The following is a 17,237-nucleotide window of genomic DNA, read 5'->3' as shown; positions in this document are numbered from 1 at the left end:
GGGGAGGAAGAATGATGATTGCACAGCTTATTACAAGTTTCATTGCCTCTGCCGCCTTTGGAGTCATCTTCAATGTACCAAAAAATTCATTGTTACAATGTGGTTTTGTGGGGATGTTGGGGTGGATCTTATACTTTTTCCTGGTTGAAAATGAAATAAACAGCATCATTGCTACATTAGCGGCTGCATTTATCGTTGCGGTTATCAGCCAGTATTTTGCTAAAAGGTATAAAACGCCGATCACGATTTTCAATGTATCGGGAATCATCCCGCTCGTGCCTGGAGGTTTGTCGTATGATGCGATGAAGCATTTTGTCGGAAATGATTTTTATGTCGCCGTTCAGTTGGCAGCCAAGGTCTTCATGCTGGCTGGTGCCATTGCGATGGGGCTGATTTTTGCAGAAGTCATGAACCAGTTAGTAACTAAGTACAATAAAAGGAAGGTAAGATTGAGAAGTTAGAAGGATATTTTATCATCTTCCTGATATATGTTTCTAAATAAAGAGAAAGGAGAGCAGGCCGGACCCTGATCTCCTTTCTCTTTTTAATATTCTAAAATGATAAGTAATCTAGCTTACATAGGATCTTTCATCCCAGTGTTGGCTGTAACCAAAATTTCGTCGAATTTTTTTGCATCGGCTTTCTTGCTTGACAGAAGTGTTCCGGCGATGGCTGCGATAAAACCAATCGGGATGGAGATGATGCCTGGATTGGCAAGCGGGAATAATGGCTCCCCAACGAATATTGCCGCTCCCTCCACCGGTGACCAGACATTGGGGCTCAGGAACACAAGTACTAAAGAACTGACCAATCCAACTAACATGCCAGTGACAGCTCCAGCTGTGTTAAAGCGTTTCCAGAATACCGTGAAGACAATGATGGGCAGATTGGCACTGGCAGCGACGGCAAAGGCAAGTGAAACAAGGAAGGCGACATTCATGTTTTGGGCAAATAAGGCAAGGATGATGGAGAGGACGGATACTCCGATCGATGCCCAACGGGCAGCAACCACCTGTTCCTTGTCAGTGGCTTGACCCTTCCGGATAATGTGGCCATAGAAGTCATGGGCAAAAGCAGATGCTGCCGATAGAACGAGGCCTGCTACAACCGCTAGAATGGTAGCGAAAGCAACAGCAGAGACAAAGGCGAACAGGAAGTCGCCCCCAATGGCTTCGGCAAGCAGCGGAGCAGCCATATTCCCGGCCGCATTTGCGGCTATGATTTTGTCGTATCCAACAAAAGCCGCCGCCCCAAATCCCAGGAAAATGGTCATTATATAAAAGATGCCAATGATCCAAGTGGCATATACTACGGACTTCCGGGCTGTGATGGCGTCTTTCACCGTAAAGAAACGGATGAGAATGTGAGGGAGTCCAGCTGTACCGAGTACAAGCGCTAAATTAAGGGATAAAGTATCCAATGGATACTTGAATTTGTTACCGGGGTTGAGGAAATCCCCGCCCAAAGGAGTGGCTGTTTTCATCTGCTTGAACATCTCGATCACGCTAAAGTCGAATTTCGCCAACACGATGAGGGAGATGATGAATGTGCCTGCCATCAATAAAACGGCTTTAACGATTTGGACCCAACTGGTGGCAGTCATACCGCCAAATACGACGTAGACGGTCATTAAAATGCCTACAATGATGACGGAGTAAAGATAATCAATTCCAAGTAAGAGTTTTATAAGGGCACCTGCACCGACTAATTGGGCGATCATATAAAAGGTTGATATGGAAATGGTGTTAAGGGCAGCGACCCCGCGTACTTTCTTTTCATTGAAACGGGCGGCGATCATATCCGCCAATGTATACTTGCCAAGGTTACGGAGGGGTTCGGCCACGATATAAAGAACGACCAGATACGCAACAAGGAAACCTATGCTATAGAAAAAACCATCAAATCCTGAGAGTGCGACCATTCCTGCTATCCCCAAAAATGAGGCAGCGGACATATAATCTCCCGCAATGGCCCAGCCATTCTGCCAGCCGGTAAGGCTGCTGTCCGCCGTATAAAAGTCCGCGGTCGTTTTGGTGCGCCGTGAAGCAAAATAGGTAATGACCAATGTTAGCCCGACAATGATTAGAAATAATATGAAAGCAAGTATATTCATTGTGAATTCACCTTTTATCCTTTCGCTTCTTTAACGATTTTTTCCACTAATCGGTCAAATGTCGCAGCTTTTTTGGAATAGAGGATGCATAATGTCCAGGTCATGATAAATTGAGCGAAGGCAAAAATCCAGGCCCAGCTGATTGCCCCGAAAGCAATTGAGTTAAGAACTTTAGAATAGGAAGTTAGTACGGGTAAGGTGAAATAAAAGACCATGAAAAAGATGGATAGCGGGACGATGAAATTGCGTTTTTTCCTTAACAGTTCTTGAAAAGATTGTGATTGGACGATCTTGGTGTAATCCGCGGAAGCGCTTACCTCGGTTTCCTTAGCGATTGAATCGTTTGATGCCAAGTTAGTTCCCCCTTCATCATTATTGACTTGGATTTCATTACCAATTCTCGATAACAGTATCAGTATATAATTTTCAGAATATATTGTAAATTTAAATGCGGAAATTACATCTTTTTTCGTTCGACATCGTTTTAACTTTTTCGTACAAGCAGGGAAGTGTGCTGTATAAGCGAAAGATCATGGAAATCAAACACATGGCCATTAAGGAAAAGTTAAGCTTCTTTCACGATACTGGTTTCAATGAATGGTATCTGAAAGGAGAAAAGTGATGAAAAAGTTGATGATGATATGTACGGTTTTAGTGCTTGCAATTGGGGGATGCGCTTGGTTTTTCATGAAGGACAGTGCTGAGCCTGTCATTGCAAAGTCGGTGACTGCTACAGTTGAAAAGGGGGAGGTTGAAGTTCATATAAGCGGTTCCGGATCGGTTGCCGCAATCAATAGCGAGGATATCACTTCTGCTGTAACGGGTGAAGTGGATGAAGTCCTTGTAGAGAAGAATGAATTGGTTGAGGAAGGTGATGAACTTATTACCTTCACGGATGGAAGTGACCCGGTAACGGCCCCATTCGATGGTACCGTTACAACAATGGATGTAGAAGAAGGCGAACGTGTATCAAGCAGTGAAGTGTTGGCACATGTTACGGATTATAAAAAATTGAAAACCACGATCAGTGTTGATGAATTGGATGTTCCAAGTGTCAAAAAAGGACAAACCGTTGAAATTAAAGCCAGTGCTTTTGAAGATGAAACGTTTACGGGGGAAGTAACCAGTGTAGCAAAGGAAGGTACATATGAGAATGGGGTTTCTTCGTTCGATGTCACGATCAAAATTGACAAACCCGGTGATATAAAAATTGGGATGTCGACTGAAGTGAGCATTTTGACGAATAGTGTAAAAGATGCCTTATATGTCCCGATTGAAGCAGTCCAAATGGATGGTGAAGAGAAATATGTAAATATACAACAATCCGGAACAACTGAAGGGACTGCCAGTACAAAGACAACGGTTGAGACTGGGATCAGCAATGATAGGTATATTGAAATAACTTCGGGTCTTGAAGAGGGGCAGTTGGTTTCCTTGCCTATTACCATTAACGAAAGCTCGACTGGCAGTGGCGGCGATGGAATGAGGGGAGGCCAAGGGGGCGAAATAAGAATGCCAAGCGGCAGCGGAATGCCGAGCGGCGGAATGCCAAACAGTGGCGGAATGCCGAGCGGCAAGGGAGGTCAGTAAAATGGCGAAACCCATCATAGAAATTAAGAACATGTCTAAATCATATGAATTAGGCGGTGAAACGGTTAAGGCACTTCAAGATGTCTGTCTTACAATCGAAAAAGGCGATTTCATTTCGATCATCGGTCCTTCTGGGTCAGGGAAATCGACGTTCATGAATATGATTGGCTGCCTTGACAAGCCTGATATTGGTGAATATCTTCTTGATGGAAAAGAAGTGGAAAAGATGAAGGATAATGAGTTAGCTGCCATTCGTAATATTAAAATAGGATTTATCTTTCAAAATTTCAACCTGTTGGCAAAGCTGACTGCGTTGGAGAATGTCGAACTTCCCTTGGTTTATAGAGGGGCAAGCGTGAAGGAAAGAAGAGAAGTGGCCAATGCATGCCTTGATATGGTAGGCCTGGGTGACCGGAAGAATCATCTGCCGACCCAACTGTCGGGCGGACAGCAGCAAAGAGTTGCGATTGCTAGGGCACTTGCCGGCAAACCTCCCGTTTTATTGGCGGATGAACCGACGGGGGCCCTTGATAGTAAAACGAGTAAAGAAGTGCTGCAGATGCTGAAAGAATTGAACGAAAAGGGTCAAACAATCATTCTAATAACCCATGACTTGGAAGTGGCAAAAGAAGCGACTCGTGTCGTCCGGATACAGGATGGCCAGTTATTTGAGAACGGAGGTGATTGGATTGAACCTGAGCGAATCAATGAAAATGGCTATACGCAGTATCAAAACCAATAAAGTAAGAGCATTTTTAACCATGCTTGGGATCATAATTGGAGTTGCCTCCGTAATCGTTCTGGTTTCGATCGGGCAGGGTTCCTCAAAGTCCGTTCAGGATGAGATCAATAGCCTGGGAACGAACTTGATAACGGTAAGTGTCACGGATACCGACTCCGTGGCACTGACGGATGATACAATTGAACAGTTTAAAGAGCTGAACGGGATATCGGAAGTGGCGCCTGTGGTCACCGGACGCGTTTATGCAAAAAATGGAGAAGCTGCGGCACAGGTTTCAATGACCGGTGCAACTTCATCCTACTTATCAGTTAGGGATCTGGAGCTCAGTCAAGGCCGGTTTTTGACTGATATGGAAACGGAATTACGCTCCAAGGTCGTTGTCCTGGGGTCGGATACAGCCGACACGCTTTTTGAAAATCAAAAAGCTGTGGACCAGAACGTGCTTATCGGCGGCGTTTCCTATCGCGTGATCGGTGTGCTGAAATCGGTAGGCACCTCAATGGGATCGAGCGGGGATGATGTGATCATTGCCCCGATCACCACTGCCGAAAGGGCTACAGGAAGCACGACAATCGGAACCGTATATTTACAAGCGGAGAACGAGAATATCATAGATAGGGCAATGTACCAGGTACAAGGTACGATGACCACTTCATTCCCGGAACAGAGTGATAATTATTCGGTGTCCAATCAAGAAGATCTAATGGATACAATGAGCTCTGTTTCGGATACGTTCACACTCATGCTTGGCGGTATTGCCAGTATTTCGTTACTGGTGGGCGGAATTGGAATCATGAATATCATGTTGGTTTCCGTCTCAGAGAGAACGAAGGAAATCGGGATTAGAAAAGCAATTGGAGCAAATCGGAAATCGATTCTTCTTCAGTTTTTAATTGAAGCGATGGTCCTGAGCTGCTTAGGGGGATTGTTGGGAGTTGGAATTGGATTGGGAATCGCAAAATTGATTTCAATTTTTTCAAGCTTAACGATCAGTTATTCATGGTCGGTAACACTGTTTGCCTTTTTATTCTCCATTTTAATCGGGATAATGTTTGGCGTATTTCCCGCAAATAAGGCATCCAAGTTAAATCCTATCCAAGCATTGCGTCACGAATGAACATTCAATTCGAAGAAAGCAGGCGATTAAAAGCCCGCTTTCTTTTGCATATGAAAAAGGATAAAATCAACATATATATCACAATTGAGGCGGTTGGGAGGTACCCTGAATGAAGGTTTTGGTGGTAGAAGATAATGTTTCATTATTAGAATCGATCCGGCAAATTTTGACGGATGAATATGAAGTGGATACAGCGGATAATGGGGAAGATGGGTTATTCATGGCTCAGCAAAGTATATACGATGTTATCATTTTGGATGTCATGCTGCCGGGAATCGATGGATTTGAAATCGTACGGAAAATCAGGGAAGCAAAAATAGATACAAGTGTCTTGTTTTTGACGGCAAAAGATGCACTCGAAGATCGTGTCATGGGATTGGAAATGGGTGGCGATGATTATTTAGTCAAGCCGTTTCAGGCACCGGAACTTAAGGCCAGGATTCGCGCCCTGCTTAGAAGGAGTGGCATTATATCGCTTGAGCAGCATGTCAAATACCGTAATATTGAACTGTTGGAAAAGGAAAAGGACATTTTGGTTGATGGAAATGTCGTTAAAATGACCTTGAAACAGTTTGAATTATTGGAGTACCTAATTCAAAATAATGGGAAAATATTGACCCGTGAGCAGATTTTCGACCGCATTTGGGGGTTTGATTCAGATACGACAATAGCCATTGTGGAAGTGTTCATCCATCACCTAAGAAAAAAATTGGAACCCTTCAATTACCATAAAGATATTCAAACCGTCCGGGGTATTGGTTATATGCTAAAACAACCATAAGGGGATCATTATGTTCCAAAAAACACGGCTTCAACTAACAATATTGAATTCTATCGTCTTTATTATCTTAATAGCCATCTTAAGCAGAACGATTTATTTCTATACGGAAAATCAGATTTATAGGGATGTCAATGATTCACTTAAACAGGATTACAGGGATTTCAATAATGGCGGCAGGCCAGGTGGACGTCCGCAAGGTGAGTTTCTCTTGGGACCGGGACCGAGCGTCATCATTTGGGGGCCGGATGATACGATCATTGAGCCAAGACTGAGTGCAGACAATTTTTTTAAGGTTAATGAATCGGAATTTTACCCTGAAAGATTTGAAGAGATTGAAGAAATATCAGTGAATGGATACACGTACCGGGCCCTTTCCACCAAGGTCGATACGGAGTATGGGGAGATGACCGTACAATTCATCAGGAATGTGGATACAGAAAAAGAAATGCTCGATCGCTTGCTGCTCATTTTGTTTGTTGGTGGAGGAATTGGAAGTCTAGTGGCGGTAGGTGCAGGCTATCTTCTGGCTGGACGGGCCCTGATCCCGGTCAAGAAATCATGGGATCAGCAGCAGCAGTTTGTCTCGGATGCTTCGCATGAAATTCGAACGCCGCTTGCTGTCATTCAATCACGGGCTGATTTGCTATTCCAATCACCGAACGCGACCATCGAGGAAAAAGCCGTTGATATATCCATCATTTCGAAGGAAGTCCGGCGATTGAATAAACTTGTTAACGGACTCTTAACCTTGACCAGAACGGATTCGAATCAAATGGAGGTTAAGAAATCGAACTTTTTCCTTGATGACTTACTGATGGATATCGTGGAACAGTATAGGGATATAGCTTCTTTTCAGGAGAAGTCAATCATTAGCCATGCCCCCGAACAGTTGGTGTTTCATGGTGATAAAGAGAGAATTCATCAGCTTTTGGTGATCTTGGTCGATAATGCCATGAAATTTACCGAGGAAGGCGGGGAGATTTCCCTATCTTGCATCAAGAATGCTTCATCCATCATTCTTACTGTAGAGGATAATGGAAAAGGCATTCCGCAGGAAGATCTCCCCTTGATTTTTAATCGTTTTTATCAAGTAGAGCAATCCCGTTCAGCAAATGAAGGCTCCGGCTTAGGTTTATCCATAGCCAAATGGATTGTAAGCACACATCAAGGGCACATCAAGGTTACGAGTGAACAGAATGAACGCACCCGTTTTGAAATTACTTTTCCGAGAAATCAAAGGAAAAATTAATCCACATTTAGATGCCATCCAATATGAAAAGACCCTTACTTTTTTCCTTGTTGCTTAAGGAAAAATTAAGGGTCTTTTTAGATAATCATTTTATAAATACATTTATTTTCGGAGGAGAAAACCATTGATGAAAAGACTTGGTAAGTTACACTTTTTGGTTGGAATATTGGTGTCGGTCCTTTTAATGGTCCAAGCAGTCGTCGGGATCATGATGTATGTGGATGGCAGCGGCAATGAACCCGTGAATCGACAGGCGATGATGGGTCAGCCTGCCGACCGCAGCACAACAGGATCGGATGATACGGAAGAATCGGCTAATGGCAGTACGGCTACAGATGATTCAACTGCGGAAACGGAATCAGATGATACACAGGGCAATATGGGGGCAGCTCCCCAAGGGGGGCCTAATGGTTCTGGAATTCCAGGAGAGATGACAAGCGGTGGCGGTTTCCAAGGCAGGGACTCTTTTGCAGGGAATTTTATCGACTTTTATCAAGGGGCAGGTGGCTTGGCCGCCTCCATCATCATCTTTATCATTGGATGCGCTGGATTAGCGACGTCGGTGATATCCAGAAAAACAGCTGCCTAAATAATCGATACGATTTAAGGAAAGAGAAGGTTCCTTTCGAAGGGGAGCCTTCTTTTTTCATTCATGAAACCCATCATTGTCACTAATTGTTATTTTAAAAAGGGAAATAATAATTGCACTAAAAAAAATATTAGTTTAATATAGACTTCTGGAGAGATACGTACATGTATTTTGGATGAAAGAGAAAACGTTTGCATAAATTTTTTGAGGGTATCCTACTAGTAATGCACGAACATTAAATTCACCCTTAGTGGAGGCAGAATATATGAAATTTCTGATTGCAATTTTAGGACTGCTTATTGTTTTTGGACTAGCTTTATTAGCCAGCAGTGACCGGAAGAAAGTTAAAATTAAACCGATCATCCTCATGGTGGTCATTCAGCTTATTTTGACTTATTTATTATTGAATACGAAGTTTGGTTTAGTGATCATCAATTCGATTGCCGATGGTTTTGGAAAACTTTTAGAATGGGCAAATGAAGGGATCACCTTTGTATTCGGCGGGATTGTAAACGAAGGGGCCTCGCCATTCTTTTTAAATGTCCTTCTTCCAATCGTCTTCATCTCGGCATTAATCGGGATTTTACAGCACTTCAAGATCCTTCCGTTCATCATGAAGTGGATTGGATTCCTTTTAAGTAAGGTGAATGGGATGGGTAAATTGGAATCTTACAATGCGGTTGCATCAGCAATAGTGGGCCAATCCGAGGTTTTCATAACCTTGAAAAAACAACTCGGTGCCATTCCGCCATCTCGCATGTATACGCTTTGTGCTTCAGCCATGTCAACTGTATCGATGTCGATCGTCGGTGCGTATATGACGATGATTGAACCAAAGTACGTCGTGACGGCAATTGTTATTAACATGTTCGGTGGGTTTATCATTGCATCCATTATCAATCCTTATACCGTAACGGATGAAGAGGATATTCTCCCTGTTGAAGAAGGGGCAGAGAAGCAGTCTTTCTTCGAAATGCTCGGGGAATATATCATGGATGGATTTAAGGTTGCTATCACTGTAGCAGCGATGTTAATTGGTTTCGTTGCCTTGATTGCAGGAATCAACAGCGTATTCGACATGATCTTCGGCATCACCTTTCAAGACATCATGGGGTATATCTTTGCACCGTTTGCCTTTATCATGGGTGTACCGATTTCAGAAACCGTGACTGCTGGCGGAATCATGGCGACGAAACTGGTAACCAATGAATTCGTTGCCATGCTGAGCCTAGGAGAAGCATCAGCTGCTTTGAGCGAAAGGACGATAGGGATCGTTTCGGTTTTCTTGGTTTCATTCGCAAATTTTTCATCTATCGGAATCATTGCCGGTGCAGTCAAAGGCCTTCATGAAAAGCAGGGTAATGTTGTGGCACGTTTCGGCTTGAAGCTGTTATACGGTGCGACTCTTGTCAGCATCCTATCAGCGATCATTGTTAGTGTGATACTTTAATTAACGGCACAAAAGGCACTTGGGTTTACTCCTAAGTGCCTCTTTTATATTTGTACAGCACAGATAGAAAACGATTTTTGAATTTGAAGGCGTTTGGTTTGCTGGTATATAATACATGAAATGACAGGCGGGAAAGGGGAGTTTAAGGATGGCGATGGCTGGACAAGAAACGGCTATCTTTGCAGGAGGTTGTTTTTGGTGCATGGTTGCTCCCTTTGATGAAATGGATGGTATTATTTCCGTGACATCAGGTTATACAGGCGGTGAATTTGCCGCGCCTAGTTATAAACAAGTGATTTCCGGTTCGACTGATCATGTTGAAGCGGTTCAAGTGGTATTCGATCCATCCATCATTTCCTATAAAACGTTATTAGAGATATTCTGGCGCCAAATCGATCCCACGGATGACGATGGACAGTTCTCGGATCGAGGAAAGCAATACAAGGCAGTCATTTTCTATCTCAATGAACGTCAGAAACAGGAGGCAGAACGATCGAAGGAAGATTTAATGATGAGCGGGCGGTTTAAGAAACCTATTGTTACGGGTATTCTACCCTCGGGGAAATTTTACGAGGCTGAGGAATATCATCAAGAATTCTATCGGAAAAATCAGTTTCGCTATGAATTGTATCGTAAAGGTTCAGGCCGGGATGCTTTCATTAAAGAAAATTGGCCTAAAGATCTTGCACATCTTAGAAAGACCTTAACGGAGACCCAGTTTCATGTCACCCAGGAAAATGGCACGGAGCCGCCTTTCGAGAATGCCTATTGGGATCACTTTGAAGAAGGCATCTATGTGGATGTCGTTTCTGGGGAGCCTTTATTCAGTTCGCGGAATAAGTATGATAGCGGTTGTGGGTGGCCAAGCTTCACCAAGCCGATCATGTCCGCAAGTGTCAATGAAAAAATGGATCTCAGCCACCGAATGACCCGGACCGAGGTGCGCAGCAGGGACGCCGATTCACACCTTGGACATGTTTTCCCTGATGGTCCAAGTCCTAAAGGCACGAGATATTGCATAAACTCTGCGGCCCTTCGATTCATTCCTAGAAATGAAATGGAGAGAGAGGGATATGGAGATTTATTCATACTTTTTAAAATGAAATAACTAGTGAGATAGGGGAGCACAAATGGATAAAATAGATGAAAATTTATATCGATATATCCTTGATAACTCATCCAAGATTACGGAAAACTGGCTGGCTTTAAGGGAAAAGCAGTCTGGATCCATCTATTCAATGGATATCAATGCGGAAATCGAAAAGCTTCTTAGAGAACAGAATACATTGACCATCAAGACCGTGACAAGTGCTTTACTTGAAGATAAAACTGCTTTTATTGATACGATGGAGCAGTGGGCCACACTTGTCGCGAAGAGCAGGGTTGAATCGGACACCCCCATTTACGAAGTGTTGGAAGCACTTAATAAGGTTCGTGAAACATATTGGGCATTCATCACTGATTATATGCTCATGGATACGGAGATAACGAAGGATATAATCATCCGGTGGAGCGGGCTTATTAATCGTGCATTCGATCAATTGAATCGTGAGTTCACTGAGCAGTATTACCTTTTGACAAAAGTACGTTTACTTGCTCAACAGGAGCTGATTAATGAACTGGGTGCACCCGTCATTCCCATTGTTGATGCCATTGCGGTATTGCCGTTAATCGGTGAAATCGATACCTTTCGGGCAAAGGAAATTTTGAATGCGACTCCAAGCAAATGCATTAGCAAAAATGTCACTCACTTATTCATCGATTTATCTGGGGTCGCCCTTTTAGATACGATGGTTGCCCAACAGATCTATCAATTGATAAGTACCCTGAACCTGTTGGGCATTCAATCGACCATTTCCGGGATTCGTCCTGAAGTGGCCCAGACATCGATTCAGTTAGGTCTTGATTTTAGTCAGGTTTCGACACATAGTACTCTTAAACAGGCCCTTTCCAAGCAAGGGATCAACCTTTACGAGAAAAAATCATAAAATTTGCAGAGAATGAAAAAGAACCAGACCCGCTAGGAATCTGGTTCTTTTCGTGATTCTATAACTTGAATGAACTTTTCAAGCCAACGATTTGGTTGAAGACCAAGTGATCGGCCGCAGTGAATTTTGAATCTACATTATAATAGCCATGCCTGAAGAATTGGAATTTATCCTGAGGCTTAACATCTTTCATGTTCGGTTCAACAAATCCTTGTAAAATTTCTACAGAATCAGGGTTTACCCGGTCCAGGAATGATTTTTCTTCTTCTTCATCATTTTCCTTATCCAGGATTAAAGGCTGGTAGTTGCGGAATTCTGCTGAAACGGCTTGTGAAGCTTCGACCCAGTGCAGTGTACCTTTTACTTTACGGCCGGTGAAGCCTGATCCGCTTTTCGTTTCAATGTCGTATGTGCAGCGAAGTTCAATTACGTTACCGGCTTCGTCTTTTATCACTTCTTCACATTTAATGAAATAAGCATGTTTCAAACGGACTTCATTGCCCGGGAAAAGTCGGAAATACTTTTTCGGCGGGTTTTCCATGAAATCGTCCTGTTCGATATATATTTCTCGTGAAAATGGGATTTGCCGTGTACCCATTTCAGGAACTTCCGGATTGACCTCAGCATCCAGCCATTCTACCTCGCCTTCCGGATAGTTGGTGATGATCACTTTAAGCGGATTTAGGATAGCCATAGTCCGTGGAGCCTTCAGCTTTAAGTCTTCACGCACGAAATGATCCAGCATTTGAGAGTCTACGACACCGCTTGTTTTTGCGACACCAATCTCTTGGCAGAATGCACGAATCGCTTCAGGTGTATACCCGCGTCTCCGCAAGCCTGAAATGGTTGGCATCCGTGGGTCGTCCCAGCCGTCCACGAAACCCTCATCGACAAGCTGCTTCAGTTTTCGCTTGCTCATTACTGTATTTGTCAGGTTAAGACGGCCAAATTCATATTGTTTTGGCTTGCTTTCCATTTCACAATTTTCAACGATCCAGTCATAAAGAGGGCGTTGATCTTCGAACTCAAGCGTACAAATGGAGTGTGTGACTCCCTCGATGGCATCTTCAATTGGGTGGGCAAAGGCATACATTGGGTAGATGCACCATTTGTTGCCGGTATTATGGTGTTCAGTATGGGAGATACGGTATATGACGGGATCACGCAAATTGATGTTCGGCGAGCTCATATCGATTTTGGCACGCAATACTTTTGCACCGTTTTCGAATTCGCCGCTGCGCATCTTTTCAAATAGTTCAAGATTTTCCTCGACGGTTCTATTGCGGTAGGGGCTATCTTTTCCCGGCTCGGTCAGCGTTCCGCGATATTCACGGATTTGGTCGGCATTAAGGTCGTCCACATATGCCAATCCTTTATTGATGAGCAGCACAGCTCTTTTATACATTTCATCAAAATAGTCGGAAGCGAAGAAAAGGTTATCCCAGTCGTAACCGAGCCACTTTACATCTTCCTTAATGGAGTTGACAAACTCGATATCTTCCTTCAATGGATTCGTATCATCGAAACGAAGGTTAGTTTTCCCCTTGAAATCATCAGCCACCCCAAAATTCAAAATGATTGATTTGGCGTGCCCGATATGTAAATATCCGTTCGGCTCAGGAGGGAAGCGGGTGATGACATGATCATGTTTTCCGGACTCTAGATCATCTTTTATAATATTTTTAATAAAATTCGAAGAGTTATTTTCCAACTGAATTCGACCTCTTTCATTTATATACTTCTTTTAATTTTACCTGTATATATACCATAAATACAGATATTTTTCCATGTTCGAGCCGGAATCAGAGTATATTGAAACAATTCATCAAGTATTTAGTTTGTACATTCAGAGCGAAAATATCCCTGAAAAATTTGTTCATGTAATTTAGGGGACGATGATCCATCCTGCGAATATAGAAAACAAAATAAGCAATACAGGAAGTCACGCCTGTATTGCTTATAATGGTGATTTAGGCTCTAGGTCGAATTATTCCCGCTAATAGCCAGTTTTAGAAAATCAAAAGACTGTCGTTTGCAAAAATTCTTTTGTCCGTTCTTCTTTTGGATTGGTGAAGAATTCTTTTGGCGGGCCGCTTTCGACAACTCTCCCATTATGCATGAAGACAATCCAATCCCCGACTTCACGTGCAAAGCTCATTTCATGTGTAACGACTACCATTGTCATCCCTTCCAATGCAAGTTCCTTCATCGTGGCAAGAACTTCCCCGACAAGTTCGGGATCCAGAGCCGAAGTAGGCTCATCAAAGAGTAGGATATCAGGCTTCATGGCAAGGGCACGGGCTATGGCAACACGCTGTTTCTGCCCACCCGAGAGCTTGCTTGGATAGACATCCGCTTTATCGGATAAACCGACTTTAGCAAGCAATGCTTTTGCTTCCTCGATCGCCTGGGCCTTAGGGACTTTTTTGACGTGAGTCGGTGCTTCGATGACATTTTCCAGCACGGTCATATGCGGGAAGAGGTAGAAATGCTGAAAAACCATTCCGACTTTCTCGCGGATTTTATTAATATCATGGGTACCCGGTTGGATTTCCGTTCCTTCAATGAGGATTTGCCCGCTGTCTTTTTTCTCTAAATAATTCAAGCAGCGAAGCAGGGTGCTTTTTCCGGAACCGCTTGGCCCGATCAGACAGACAACATCGCTATCCAGTACCTTCATATCAATATCTTTGAGAACATGGAGGTCTCCATACGATTTATTTAAATTCCTAATGCGAATCATTTCTTTTTGTTCCATTTCAATTCCCCCTATCGATCACTAATGGAAAGTTTCTTTTCGAATAAATTGACGATAATGGTCAGCAATGCCACTAGAATCAAGTAGTAGACCGCTACAATCAGTAAATAAGTCATTTCATCGAAATTATTCGAACCTAACGTAGTCGCCACGTTAAACAGCTCATTCATGGAGATGAAGGCTGCCAGTGATGAATCTTTCAGCCCGATGATGAATTGATTGCCAAGAGGCGGCAATGCACGGCGGAAGGCTTGCGGTAAGATGATCCTTCTTAATGTGAGCGATTTGCTCATGCCAAGTGAGCGTCCGGCTTCCATTTGGCCTTTATCGATGGATTGGATCGTACCACGTAAAATCTCAGAGATATAAGCTCCATTATGGAAGGCCAAGGCAAGTGACGCCGCCCAGAAGTCCGGCAGTAAGAAGAGATTGCTGATCCCGAAGTATAGTATGAATATCTGTACGATTAGCGGTGTTCCCCGTACCAGGAATACATATGTATCTGAAATCCAGGCAAGAATTTTTATATTGGAAATTTTTAAAAGTGCAAATAGCAATCCGATGACGATTCCAACCAATATGGAGACTACCGTCAGTTCCAATGTGAGGAGCATGGCTCGGATGAATACGTCCGAGGAGTTAAATAATGTATCAAAAAAATGTGAAAAACTTGGCAATGTAATGACTCCCTTTCTATCAATCTTTATTCAGGCTTGGTCGTGATGTCCTCACCAAAGTATTTTTTGCTGATTTCCGCAAGCGTTCCATCCTCCCGGAGGTTTTCAAGTGCTTCGTTGATACGTGCAAGCAGCTGAGGGTTGTCGTTGGGCAGTACGATGGCCTGCTCGCTTCGTTCGATCAATTGCCTTCCTTCGATGTCGAAACCTTCCTTGGCCGCTTCCTTGCCGGTTACGAAGTCGGTGATGACGGCATCATGACGTCCTCCGCTCAATGCTTTCAGGGCAGTGATATCACTGTCATAGGTTTTTACATTGGTTGTATACTTTTCTGCTGTGGTTGCGTACGTGGAGCCTTTAGAAGCCGCAACTTCCTTTCCCTTCAAATCTTCGACCGTTTTAATATCACTGTCTGAGCGGACGAAAATTTGAGGACCTGAGTAGTAATAAGGGGTCGAGAAGGCAACATGTTTACTTCGTTGTTCATTGATTGTATGACTGGCAACCGCGGCATCTGCCCGACCGGTTTTGACGCCTTCCACGATGCCTTTGAATTTTATCCGTTTAGGTACTGGCTCCAGGTCCATTTCCTTTGCTATGGCATCGCCGACCTCAATATCGAATCCGGTTACGGTCATGTCATCATTGACATAACTGAATGGCTTGAATTCTCCTGAGGCCGCGAAAACAAACTGGTCCTTATTGATCAGCTTGCTTCCATCCTCCAGCTGGTCCTTTTCAGCACAGCCGGACAAAAGACCGAGAACAGCCAGAATGGATACAATGAATGTAACTGATGATTTCATGATAATTTCATTTCCCCCTTTGAAAAAAACTAATAGAATGGTCTATACCCTTATGAGGCCGTGAAATAACCTCATTAACTAGGGAAATTAAAACGGAAGTAAAAAAGGGTGTCCGGATCATGCCGACATTTCATTCAAGGATCCCCTTCACTATGCATTTCATAAAGGTTCTCGGCCCTTGCCTTCATTTCCTTCCAAATTACCTGTAATTTCCTTAAATAATGACAATTATTATTTGGGGGAGTTAAGGAATTTCGGTTAGATTCGGCTCTAGAGAAGAAATGATGATGATTTGGACGCTATCGAAACCATATACAATGAATGGGATGGGGTAAAACTGGAGGATTTAAAGAAAGGGGAGCCTTGTCTGCCAACAAAATCCCGTATGGAATTGACTGACTTTAATTTTGCCTATGAATTGAAGTATAATATAGCAAAATAGAAGAAGGGCAGTTGGGAAAATGGTTAGCAACTTTGTGCAAGAACAGTTACAGGAGTTTCGCGAAAAGAATCAAGATAGAGGCCGTTTGATTATAAAGTGTCCGGACCGGCCAGGAATTGTTTCGACAGTTACTGCCTTTCTTAAAGAATATGATGCAAATATTGTTGAATTGAGTCAGTATTCGATGAATCCTGAAGGCGGTACCTTTTTCACCAGGATTGAATTCGATTGTCCGGGATTGAAGGATAGGGCGGCGGATATGCAGCTGGCATTCCAGGAAGTTTCGACAGCATTCTCTATGCAGTGGACATTTAACCATGTGAGTGATCTGAAGAGGACGGCAATCTTCGTTTCCAAGGAACCGCATTGCCTTCTGGAATTGCTATGGGAGTGGCAAAGCGGGGATTTATTAGCTGATATTGCACTGGTCATCAGTAATCATGAAGATACAAGGCAAATTGTCGAATCGATGGGAATCCCATTTTATTACATTCCTGCAAATAAGGATATACGTAGGGAAGTGGAGGCAAAACAGCTTGGACTTCTCGAAGAATTCAAAGTGGATCTTATTATCTTAGCCAGGTATATGCAGATATTGACGCCGGACTTCGTAGCGGCCCATCCAAACAAAATCATCAATATCCATCATTCATTTTTACCTGCATTCATTGGAGCACGGCCTTATGAAAGAGCTTATGACAGAGGTGTTAAGCTGATTGGTGCGACTTCCCATTATGTGACGAATGACTTGGATGAAGGCCCAATTATCGAGCAGGATATAGAACGTGTGGACCATCGTGATTCTGCTTCGGATATGAAGAAAATCGGTCGTTCGGCTGAACGCAGGGTGCTGGCACGTGCCGTTAAATGGCATTTGGAGGACCGCGTCCTTGTTCATGAAAATAAGACGGTAGTCTTTTAAAGTGAAACCCCCC

The 17,237-nt window shown here is 43.3% G+C and carries 17 protein-coding genes; 11 read left to right on the top strand and 6 right to left on the bottom strand.

Translation table 11 applies throughout. From position 1 onward, the window contains the following. Positions 1-11 precede the first annotated feature (11 nt). A complete protein-coding gene (locus tag ACQKNS_RS18155) occupies positions 12-461 on the top strand; it encodes a threonine/serine exporter family protein (protein WP_427644691.1) in 450 nt (149 codons plus the stop codon). Positions 462-574: 113 nt separating this feature from the next. Here ACQKNS_RS18155 and ACQKNS_RS18150 read toward each other — a convergent pair whose 3' ends face one another. Beyond that, on the bottom strand, positions 575-2,113 hold the full coding sequence (locus ACQKNS_RS18150; protein ID WP_427644690.1) for a solute symporter family protein: 1,539 nt from the start codon (positions 2,111-2,113) through the stop codon (positions 575-577). Between the two features lie 14 nt (positions 2,114-2,127). Continuing rightward, positions 2,128-2,466: a DUF485 domain-containing protein gene (locus ACQKNS_RS18145; protein WP_427644689.1), complete on the bottom strand. Its 339-nt coding sequence runs from the start codon at positions 2,464-2,466 to the stop codon at positions 2,128-2,130. Between the two features lie 268 nt (positions 2,467-2,734). Between ACQKNS_RS18145 and ACQKNS_RS18140 the strand changes: the two genes are divergently transcribed. From ACQKNS_RS18140 to ACQKNS_RS18100, 9 genes are all read left to right on the top strand, one after another. Then, a complete protein-coding gene (locus tag ACQKNS_RS18140) occupies positions 2,735-3,703 on the top strand; it encodes an efflux RND transporter periplasmic adaptor subunit (RefSeq protein WP_427644688.1) in 969 nt (322 codons plus the stop codon). Position 3,704: 1 nt separating this feature from the next. After that, positions 3,705-4,445: an ABC transporter ATP-binding protein gene (locus ACQKNS_RS18135; RefSeq protein ID WP_427644687.1), complete on the top strand. Its 741-nt coding sequence runs from the start codon at positions 3,705-3,707 to the stop codon at positions 4,443-4,445. Next, a complete protein-coding gene (locus tag ACQKNS_RS18130) occupies positions 4,372-5,562 on the top strand; it encodes an ABC transporter permease (RefSeq protein ID WP_427644686.1) in 1,191 nt (396 codons plus the stop codon). The genes ACQKNS_RS18135 and ACQKNS_RS18130 overlap by 74 nt, the downstream gene beginning before the upstream one ends. A gap of 109 nt (positions 5,563-5,671) precedes the next feature. Then, positions 5,672-6,343, top strand: coding sequence for a response regulator transcription factor (locus ACQKNS_RS18125; protein WP_427644685.1), 672 nt, complete (start codon positions 5,672-5,674; stop codon positions 6,341-6,343). Positions 6,344-6,353: 10 nt separating this feature from the next. Continuing rightward, positions 6,354-7,592 carry a sensor histidine kinase gene (locus ACQKNS_RS18120; protein ID WP_427644684.1) on the top strand — a complete coding sequence of 413 codons (1,239 nt, stop codon included), beginning with the start codon at positions 6,354-6,356 and terminating at the stop codon, positions 7,590-7,592. Positions 7,593-7,719: 127 nt separating this feature from the next. Then, entirely contained in the window at positions 7,720-8,181 is a 462-nt protein-coding gene (locus ACQKNS_RS18115; protein ID WP_427644683.1) for a hypothetical protein, read from the top strand. 265 nt (positions 8,182-8,446) lie between these two features. Beyond that, positions 8,447-9,631 (top strand): NupC/NupG family nucleoside CNT transporter, encoded by a 1,185-nt coding sequence (locus ACQKNS_RS18110; RefSeq protein ID WP_427644682.1) that lies wholly within the window; start codon positions 8,447-8,449, stop codon positions 9,629-9,631. 148 nt (positions 9,632-9,779) lie between these two features. Continuing rightward, positions 9,780-10,739: a peptide-methionine (R)-S-oxide reductase MsrB gene (gene msrB, locus ACQKNS_RS18105; protein WP_427644681.1), complete on the top strand. Its 960-nt coding sequence runs from the start codon at positions 9,780-9,782 to the stop codon at positions 10,737-10,739. Between the two features lie 22 nt (positions 10,740-10,761). Then, on the top strand, positions 10,762-11,619 hold the full coding sequence (locus tag ACQKNS_RS18100) for an STAS domain-containing protein (RefSeq protein WP_427644680.1): 858 nt from the start codon (positions 10,762-10,764) through the stop codon (positions 11,617-11,619). A 58-nt stretch (positions 11,620-11,677) separates the two neighbouring features. Here the strand turns inward: ACQKNS_RS18100 and ACQKNS_RS18095 are convergent, their stop codons facing one another. The 4 genes from ACQKNS_RS18095 to ACQKNS_RS18080 all read right to left on the bottom strand — a co-directional run bounded on the left by ACQKNS_RS18095 (position 11,678) and on the right by ACQKNS_RS18080 (position 15,860). Continuing rightward, positions 11,678-13,330: a glutamine--tRNA ligase/YqeY domain fusion protein gene (locus tag ACQKNS_RS18095; protein ID WP_427644679.1), complete on the bottom strand. Its 1,653-nt coding sequence runs from the start codon at positions 13,328-13,330 to the stop codon at positions 11,678-11,680. 306 nt (positions 13,331-13,636) lie between these two features. Further along, positions 13,637-14,377 carry an amino acid ABC transporter ATP-binding protein gene (locus ACQKNS_RS18090; protein ID WP_342603631.1) on the bottom strand — a complete coding sequence of 247 codons (741 nt, stop codon included), beginning with the start codon at positions 14,375-14,377 and terminating at the stop codon, positions 13,637-13,639. 11 nt (positions 14,378-14,388) lie between these two features. Then, the gene (locus tag ACQKNS_RS18085) at positions 14,389-15,054 is read right to left on the bottom strand and encodes an amino acid ABC transporter permease (RefSeq protein ID WP_283916403.1); all 666 of its coding nucleotides are present in this window, start codon (positions 15,052-15,054) and stop codon (positions 14,389-14,391) included. A 26-nt stretch (positions 15,055-15,080) separates the two neighbouring features. Next, a complete protein-coding gene (locus ACQKNS_RS18080) occupies positions 15,081-15,860 on the bottom strand; it encodes a transporter substrate-binding domain-containing protein (protein ID WP_427644678.1) in 780 nt (259 codons plus the stop codon). Positions 15,861-16,321: 461 nt separating this feature from the next. On the opposite strand from ACQKNS_RS18080, the gene purU reads away from it, so the two are divergent. Then, on the top strand, positions 16,322-17,224 hold the full coding sequence (gene purU, locus ACQKNS_RS18075; RefSeq protein WP_427644677.1) for a formyltetrahydrofolate deformylase: 903 nt from the start codon (positions 16,322-16,324) through the stop codon (positions 17,222-17,224). The last annotated feature ends 13 nt before the right edge of the window (positions 17,225-17,237 follow it).

Source organism: Peribacillus sp. NPDC094092, assembly GCF_050279365.1.
In the GTDB taxonomy this organism is placed as follows: domain Bacteria; phylum Bacillota; class Bacilli; order Bacillales; family DSM-1321; genus Peribacillus.
The sequence above is the reverse complement of the archived record's forward strand: the minus strand, read 5'-3'. Positions and strand labels throughout refer to the sequence as shown.

Excerpts from the sequence above, each read along its gene's own strand:
- ACQKNS_RS18150 (WP_427644690.1), bottom strand. The coding sequence starts at position 2,113 with ATGAATATACTTGCTTTCATATTATTTCTAATCATTGTCGGGCTAACA.
- ACQKNS_RS18100 (WP_427644680.1), top strand. The coding sequence starts at position 10,762 with ATGGATAAAATAGATGAAAATTTATATCGATATATCCTTGATAACTCA.
- ACQKNS_RS18140 (WP_427644688.1), top strand. The coding sequence starts at position 2,735 with ATGAAAAAGTTGATGATGATATGTACGGTTTTAGTGCTTGCAATTGGG.
- ACQKNS_RS18135 (WP_427644687.1), top strand. The coding sequence starts at position 3,705 with ATGGCGAAACCCATCATAGAAATTAAGAACATGTCTAAATCATATGAA.
- ACQKNS_RS18120 (WP_427644684.1), top strand. The coding sequence starts at position 6,354 with ATGTTCCAAAAAACACGGCTTCAACTAACAATATTGAATTCTATCGTC.
- ACQKNS_RS18125 (WP_427644685.1), top strand. The coding sequence starts at position 5,672 with ATGAAGGTTTTGGTGGTAGAAGATAATGTTTCATTATTAGAATCGATC.
- ACQKNS_RS18110 (WP_427644682.1), top strand. The coding sequence starts at position 8,447 with ATGAAATTTCTGATTGCAATTTTAGGACTGCTTATTGTTTTTGGACTA.
- purU (WP_427644677.1), top strand. The coding sequence starts at position 16,322 with ATGGTTAGCAACTTTGTGCAAGAACAGTTACAGGAGTTTCGCGAAAAG.
- msrB (WP_427644681.1), top strand. The coding sequence starts at position 9,780 with ATGGCGATGGCTGGACAAGAAACGGCTATCTTTGCAGGAGGTTGTTTT.
- ACQKNS_RS18115 (WP_427644683.1), top strand. The coding sequence starts at position 7,720 with ATGAAAAGACTTGGTAAGTTACACTTTTTGGTTGGAATATTGGTGTCG.
- ACQKNS_RS18155 (WP_427644691.1), top strand. The coding sequence starts at position 12 with ATGATGATTGCACAGCTTATTACAAGTTTCATTGCCTCTGCCGCCTTT.
- ACQKNS_RS18080 (WP_427644678.1), bottom strand. The coding sequence starts at position 15,860 with ATGAAATCATCAGTTACATTCATTGTATCCATTCTGGCTGTTCTCGGT.
- ACQKNS_RS18090 (WP_342603631.1), bottom strand. The coding sequence starts at position 14,377 with ATGGAACAAAAAGAAATGATTCGCATTAGGAATTTAAATAAATCGTAT.